The sequence below is a fragment of the Kitasatospora sp. NPDC093806 genome (assembly GCF_040683335.1).
Taxonomy (GTDB): Bacteria; Actinomycetota; Actinomycetes; order Streptomycetales; family Streptomycetaceae; genus Kitasatospora.
Map to the genome: position 1 here is coordinate 1 of NZ_JBFBDO010000188.1, position 7,517 is coordinate 7,517.

At 74.8% G+C, this 7,517-nt stretch carries 2 protein-coding genes; both read left to right on the forward strand.

Annotated elements, in window-relative coordinates; all coding sequences use genetic code 11:
* The first annotated feature begins 10 nt into the window (after window positions 1–10).
* Window positions 11–4,426: an SDR family NAD(P)-dependent oxidoreductase gene (locus AB0N76_RS38480; RefSeq protein ID WP_363565504.1), complete on the forward strand. Its 4,416-nt coding sequence runs from the start codon at window positions 11–13 to the stop codon at window positions 4,424–4,426.
* 44 nt (window positions 4,427–4,470) lie between these two features.
* The coding region (locus tag AB0N76_RS38485; RefSeq protein WP_363565505.1) for a beta-ketoacyl synthase N-terminal-like domain-containing protein at window positions 4,471–7,517 on the forward strand (3,047 nt) is incomplete at its 3' end.

Genomic DNA, 7,517 nt, shown 5'->3' on the forward strand with positions numbered 1-7,517 from the left:
GGGTGTGGAGGTGGCGGCGGTGAATGGTCCGGTGTCGACGGTGGTGTCGGGGCCGGTGGAGGGGTTGCGGGGGTTGGTGGGGGAGTGTGAGGGGCGTGGGGTGCGGGTGCGGTGGGTGCCGGTGGATTACGCGTCGCATTCGTCTCATGTGGAGCGGATCGAGGGGCGGTTGTTGGCGGAGTTGGCGGGGATCCGTCCTCGTCGGGGTGAGGTGCCGTTCTTCTCGTCGGTGACGGGGGAGCGGTTGGACACTTCGGAGTTGGACGCGGCCTACTGGTATCGGAATCTGCGGCAGACGGTGCTGTTCGGCGATGCCGTCGAGGCGGCGTCGAAGGCCGGGTATCGGGCGTTCGTCGAGGTGAGCGCCCACCCCGTGCTGGTGCCGTCCCTGCACGACGTCCTGGACGGCACGCCCGCGGTGGTGGTGGGGTCGCTCAGACGTGAGGAGGGCGGCCTGGACCGCCTGGTCCGTTCGGCGGCGGAGGCGTGGACCGGCGGGGTGGGCCTGGACTGGTCGAAGGTCCTCCCGCCCGGGCGCACCGTCCCGTTGCCCGCCTACCCCTTCCAACACCAGCGCTACTGGCCCCAGGACAACGCGGCGTCCGGAACCGGCGGCGACGTGTCCCGGTTCGGCGTGCTCGGCGCGTCGCACCCCCTGCTCGGCGTGGGCGTCGAGCTGGCGGAGTCCGGCGGTGTCGTCTTCACCGGACGGCTGTCGCTGCGCTCGCACGGCTGGCTCGCGGACCACGCCGTGCTGGGCTCGGTGCTCCTGCCGGGCACGGCCTTCGTGGAGCTCGCGGTCCGGGCCGGCGACCAGCTGGGCTGCGACGTGCTGCGGGAGTTGACGCTGCACACCCCGCTCGTGCTGCCCGCCCGGGGCGCCGTGGTCGTCCAGGTCACGGTGGGTTCCGCCGACGAGCGCGGCGAGCACCCGGTCAGCGTGCACGCCCGTCCGGACGCCGCGCCCGAGCGGGACTGGACGCTCCACGCGACGGGCACCCTCGCCGCCGAGCCGGACGGCGCGGCCGTCACCGCCGAGCCGCCGGCCTGGTCGCCGGCGGGCGCGACGGAGCTGGTGGGCGCGACGGAGCTGGTGGGCGCCGACGACCTGGCGCCGTTCTACGAGCGGACGGCCGCCGCCGGGTACGAGTACGGGCCGGTGTTCCAGGGCGTGCGCGGGATCTGGCGCGCCGGGGACGAGGTGCTGGTGGAGGTGCGTCTGCCCGAGGAACAAACCACCGTCGGCGACGGGTTCGGCGTCCACCCGGCGGTGCTGGACGCGGTGCTGCACGCGATCGGCGCGGGCGGCTGGTTCTCCGACGAGGTCCCGCGCCTGCCGTTCGCGTGGTCGGGGGTGCGGCTGCACGCCTCGGGCGCGCGTGAGGTCCGGGCCCGGATCGCACACATCGGCCCGGACACGGTGAGCCTGCACCTGACGGACCCGTCGGGACGGCCGGTGCTGACGGTGGAGTCGCTCGTGACGCTGCCGATCCGCCCCGACCAGCTGCCCGCGGCCGGCTCGGTGACCGGCGCGGGGCTGTACCGCCTGCACTGGCCCGAGCTCCCGCTGCCGACCGAGGCCGTGACCGGGCCGTGGGCCGTCATCGGCGACCCGGACCCCGCCTGGGCGGGCCCCGGGATCGAGCCGCGCGCCTGGACGTCGGTCGCCGAACTGGCCGACGCGGTCACCGCCGGCGCGTGCCCCGTCCCCCTACTGACGCTGCTCGACCCGGTGGCCGCGACCGAGGCGGAGGACGACCCGGCCGCCGTGGTCCAGGGCGTGCTGGCGGCCGTCCGGGAGTGGCTCGACCGCACCTGCTGGGGCACCGGCCGGCTGGTGCTGCTGACCCGGGGGGCGGTCGCGGCCGACCCCGGTGACGTCGTCGGGAGCACCGTCGCCGCCGGGCTGTGGGGCCTGCTGCGGTCGGCGCGGCAGGAGGACGCGGCGGACCGGATCCTGCTGGTCGACAGCGACCGCCACTCCCTCGGCCTGCTGCCCCGCGCCCTGTCGGCGACCGGGGAACCCGAGCTGGCCCTGCGCCGGCACACCCTGCGGGCAGCCAGGCTGGCCCCGGCCGACCGGCCGCTCGCGCTGCCGTCCGCGCCCGAGTGGCGGCTGGACGTCCAGGGGGACGGCACGCTGGACGGCGTCGTGCTCGCCCCCGGACCCGGATCTGCGGAGCCGCTCGGCCCCGGCGAGGTCCGGATCCGGGTCCGCGCCACCGGCGTCAACTTCCGCGACGTCGTGGTCGCGCTCGGCCTCGTCCCGGGCCTGGAGGGCGTCGGGATCGAGCTGGCCGGCGAGGTCGTCGAGACCGGCGCCGCCGTCACCGGCCTGCGCGCGGGCGACCGGGTGTTCGGCGTGGTCCCCGGCGGCGCGAGCTCGCTGGTCGTCACCGACGCCCGCCTGGTGGCCCGGATCCCGGACGGCTGGTCGTGGGAGACCGCGGCCGGAATTCCGATCGTCTTCCTGACGGCCTGGTACGGCCTGGTGGTCCTCGGCCGGCTGCGGGCCGGCGAGACGGTGCTGGTGCACGCGGCCGCGGGCGGCGTCGGACTGGCCGCCGTGCAGATCGCGTGCCGGCTGGGCGCCCGGGTCCTCGGCACCGCGAGCGAGGGCAAGCGGGACGTGGTCCGGGAGGCCGGGGTGGCCGCCGGGGACGTCTTCTCCTCGCGCTCGCTGGACTTCGAGCCGGACGTCCTGGCCGCCACCGACGGCCGCGGCGTGGACGTGGTGCTGAACTCGCTGGCCGGTGACTTCGCCGACGCCTCGCTGCGGCTGGCCGGCGCCGGGGACGGCGGCCGGTTCATCGAGATGGGCAAGACCGACATCCGCGACCCCGACCAGGTCGCGGCCGCCCACCCGGGTGTCGCGTACCAGGCCTTCGACCTGATCGCGCTGGACCCGGACCTGGTGCGGGAGATGCTGTCCCGGCTGGTCGAGCTGTTCGAGCGGGGCGAGCTGACCCCGCTGCCGACCACGGTGTGGGACGTCCGGCGGACGCCGGAGGCCCTGCGCCACCTGAGCCAGGCGCGGCACATCGGCAAGATCGTGCTGCGGACACCCCGCCCGATCGACCCCGAGGGCACGGTGGTGATCACCGGCGGCACCGGCACGCTCGGCGCGCTCACCGCCCGCCACCTGGTGACCGCGCACGGCGCGCGCCACCTGCTGCTGCTCAGCCGCCGCGGCCCGCAGGCGCCCGGCGCCCCGGAGCTGGTGGCCGAACTCACCGCGCTGGGCGCCCGGGTGACCGTGCTGCCGTGCGACGTGGCCGACCGGACGGCCCTGGCGGCGGCGCTGGACGCCCTCCCCGCCGAGCACCCGGTCACCGCGGTCGTGCACGCCGCCGGGGTGCTCGACGACGGGCTGCTCGCCTCGCTGACCGGCGAGCAGGTGCGCCGGGTGCTCGCCACCAAGGCGGTCGCCGCCCGGCACCTGCACGAGCTCACCCGGGGCGGGGACCTGGCGGCGTTCGTGCTGTTCTCCTCCGTGGTGGCCACCTTCGGCAACGCCGGCCAGGCCAACTACGGCGCCGCCAACGCCATGCTGGACGCGCTGGCCGTTCAGCGCCACGCACAGGGCCTGCCCGCCGTGTCGCTGGGCTGGGGCCTGTGGGAGCAGGCCACCGAACTGACCGCCGGCATGACCGACGCCGACCGGGCCAGGATGGCGCGGGCCGGTCTGCGTCCGCTCGCCACCGAGCAGGCGCTGGCCCTGCTCGACCAGGCCCTGGCCGCGCCGCTGCCGCACGCGCTGCCGCTGTCCACACCCGTCCCCGCCGCCGACGCGCCGGTGCCGGCCCTGCTGCGCGACCTGGTCCGCGCGCCCCGCCGGCGCCGGGCCGCCGCCCCGGCCGCCGAGCAGCGGCCGGACGGCCTGGCCGAACGGCTGGCCGCGCTGGCGCCCGGCGAGCAGCGCGACCTGCTGCTCACCCTGGTCACCACCCAGGCCGCCGCCGTCCTGGGCCACTCCGCCGACCTCGGCTCCCGGCAGGCCTTCAAGGAGCTCGGTTTCGACTCGCTCACCGGCGTCGAACTCCGCAACCGCCTCGCCGGTGCCACCGGCCTCACGCTGCCGCCCACCCTCGTTTTCCGCTACCCGACACCCGATCTGCTGGCCGATTTCCTGACCGGTGAACTGATCGGGGAACCGACCGGCGGGGTCGAACCGACCGGTGTGGCGGAGGGGGGAAGGCCGGAAGCGGCGGAACCGGTGGACGCGACGGAGGTGGCGGCGGAGTTCGGTCGGCTGGAGTCCGCCCTGGCGGGCGCGGAACTGCCGGACGAGGTGCGGCTGGATCTGGCGAGGAAACTGCGGCGAACACTGCTGCGACTGGAAGCGGCCGACGGGAGCGGCGAATCCCTGGCGGCCTCCGACGAGGAGATGTTCGCCATGCTCGACCGAGAACTCGGCCTGGGCTGAATTTCCACCGCCCGGCGTTTCCGTCTCGAATTGGGGGATCATCCATGGCTGACGTCGAAAAGAAGCTCCGAGACTATCTGCAACTCGTGACCGCGGACCTGCGGGACACCCGCCGGCGATTGGAGTCCGTGCGCGCGGCGGCGGCGGAGCCGATCGCGATCGTGGGGATGGCGTGCCGTTTTCCGGGCGGGGTGTCCTCGGCCGAGGAGTTGTGGGAGCTGGTTTCCTCGGGCACGGACGCGATCGGCGGTCTTCCGCAGGACCGGGGCTGGGACGTGGACGGAATATACGACCCGGATCCGGACGCGGTCGGGAAGTCGTACACCCGGCACGGCGGTTTCCTGTACGACGCGGGCGATTTCGACGCGGGTTTCTTCGGGATCTCGCCGCGCGAGGCGCTGGCGATGGATCCGCAGCAGCGGCTGCTGCTGGAGTCCTCCTGGGAGGCGATCGAGCACGCGGGCATCGACCCGACCGCGCTGCGCGGCGAGCAGGTCGGCGTCTTCAGCGGGATCCTGGCCCAGGAGTACGCGCCGCTGACCGGTGAGGCGCAGGAGGACCTGCGCGGCCACCTGCTGACCGGGAACTCGCTCAGCGTCGCCTCGGGGCGGGTGGCGTACTGCCTGGGGCTGACGGGCCCGGCGCTGTCGGTGGACACGGCGTGCTCCTCCTCGCTGGTGGCGCTGCACCTGGCGGCGCGCTCGCTGCGGGCGGGCGAGTGCTCGATGGCGCTGGCGGGCGGGGTCACCGTGATGTCCCAGCCGGGCCTGTTCGTGGAGTTCAGCCGGCAGCGCGGGCTGGCCGTGGACGGCCGGTGCAAGGCCTTCGGCGCCGACGCGGACGGGTTCGGCCCGGCGGAGGGCGTGGGCGTGCTGCTGCTGCAGCGGCTGTCGGACGCGCGCCGGGAGGGCCGGCGGGTGTGGGCGGTGCTGCGGGCCAGCGCGGTCAACCAGGACGGCGCCAGCAACGGCCTGACCGCGCCGAACGACCTCGCCCAGGAGCGGGTGATCCGGGAGGCGTTGGCGCAGGCGGGGCTTGAGGCGTCCGAGGTGGACGTGGTGGAGGCGCACGGTACGGGGACCCGGCTGGGGGACCCGATCGAGGCGCAGGCGCTGCTGGCCACCTATGGCGGTGTGGAGCGTGAACGTCCGCTCTGGCTGGGCTCGTTGAAGTCGAACATCGGTCACACCCAGGCGGCGGCGGGGGTGGGTGGTGTGATCAAGATGGTGCAGGCGATGCGGCACGGGGTGCTGCCCCGGACGCTGCACGCGGAGGTTCCGTCACCCCATGTCAACTGGGCCGCAGGCTCGTTGAAGCTCCTGACGGAAAGTCAGCCGTGGTCGGCGGAGGGGCGTCCGCTGCGGGCGGGGGTGTCCTCGTTCGGGATCAGCGGCACGAACGCGCACGTGATCCTGGAGTCCGCCCCCGAGTTCGAGCCCGCGCCCGAGCCCGCGCCCTCGACGGGGTCCGAGGGGTCGCTGCCCGCGTGGCTGCTGTCGGGGCGCACGGCGGAGGCGCTGCGCGCCCAGGCCGTCCGCCTGGCCGGCGCGGCGGCGGAGCTGCCGGCGGCGGATGTCGCGGTGTCGCTGGCGGCCCGCCCGGCCTTCGAGCACCGCGCGGTGGTGACGGGCACGGACCGCGAGGAGCTGCTGGCCGGCCTGGCGCAGGTCGCCTTGGGTGGTGCGTCCGGTCAGGTGGTGGCGGGTGTCGATCGTGGTGTGGTGTTGGTGTTTCCGGGTCAGGGGTCGCAGTGGCGGGGGATGGGTGCCGGGCTGTGGGAGACGAGTGCTGTCTTTCGTCAGGCGGTGACGGAGTGCGCCGAGGTTTTGGATCCACTCGTCGGGTTTTCGGTGGTGGATGTGGTGTGTGGGCGGGTGGGGATGCCGGAGACGGTGTTGGTGGGTGGTGGTGTGGTGGATCGGGTGGATGCGGTGCAGCCGGTGTTGTTCGCGGTGATGGTGGGGTTGGCGCGGGTGTGGGGGTCGTGGGGTGTGCGGGTGGGTGGTGTGGTGGGTCATTCGCAGGGGGAGATTGCGGCGGCGTGTGTGGCGGGTGGGTTGTCGTTGGGGGATGCGTGTCGGGTGGTGGCGTTGCGGGCGGGGGCGTTGCGGGAGTTGTGTGGGTCGGGGTCGATGGTGTCGGTGGGGTTGCCGGTGGGTGTGGTGCGGGAGTTGGTGGAGGGGTTTGCGGGTGTGGAGGTGGCGGCGGTGAATGGTCCGGTGTCGACGGTGGTGTCGGGGCCGGTGGAGGGGTTGCGGGGGTTGGTGGGGGAGTGTGAGGGGCGTGGGGTGCGGGTGCGGTGGGTGCCGGTGGATTACGCGTCGCATTCGTCGCATGTGGAGCGGATCGAGGGGCGGTTGTTGGCGGAGTTGGCGGGGATTCGTCCGCGTCGGGGTGACGTGCCGTTCTTCTCGTCGGTGACGGGGGAGCGGCTGGACACTTCGGAGTTGGACGCGGCCTACTGGTATCGGAATCTGCGGCAGACGGTGCTGTTCGGCGACGCCGTCGAGGCGGCGTCGAAGGCCGGGTATCGGGCGTTCGTCGAGGTGAGCGCCCACCCCGTGCTGGTGCCCTCCCTGCACGACGTCCTCGACGGCACGCCCGCCGTCGTCGTCGGGTCGCTCAGACGTGAGGAGGGCGGCCTGGACCGCCTGGTCCGTTCGGCGGCGGAGGCGTGGACCGGCGGGGTGGGCCTGGACTGGTCGAAGGTCCTCCCGCCCGGGCACACCGTCCCGTTGCCCGCCTACCCCTTCCAACACCAGCGCTACTGGGTCTCCCCGCCGGCTCCGCAGCCCGCCCCGACCCCGGCAACCGAGGCACCCCGCCCGGACGACGCCGGGCGGGCGTTCTGGGACGCCGTCGAGCGCGGCGACGTCCGGGAGTTGAGCACCACCCTCGGCGTCGCGGCCGACGCCCCGGCACCGGAGTTCGTCGCGGCCCTGGCGCAGTGGCGCCGCCGCCGGGACCGGGACGCGGTCATCGACCGGTGGCGCTACCGGATGGCCTGGCGCGCCCTGCCGCCCTCGCGCGCCGTGGCGGCCGGAGCGCCGTGGCTGGTGGTGGCGCCCTCGGGGGCGGCCGCGCCCGCGGC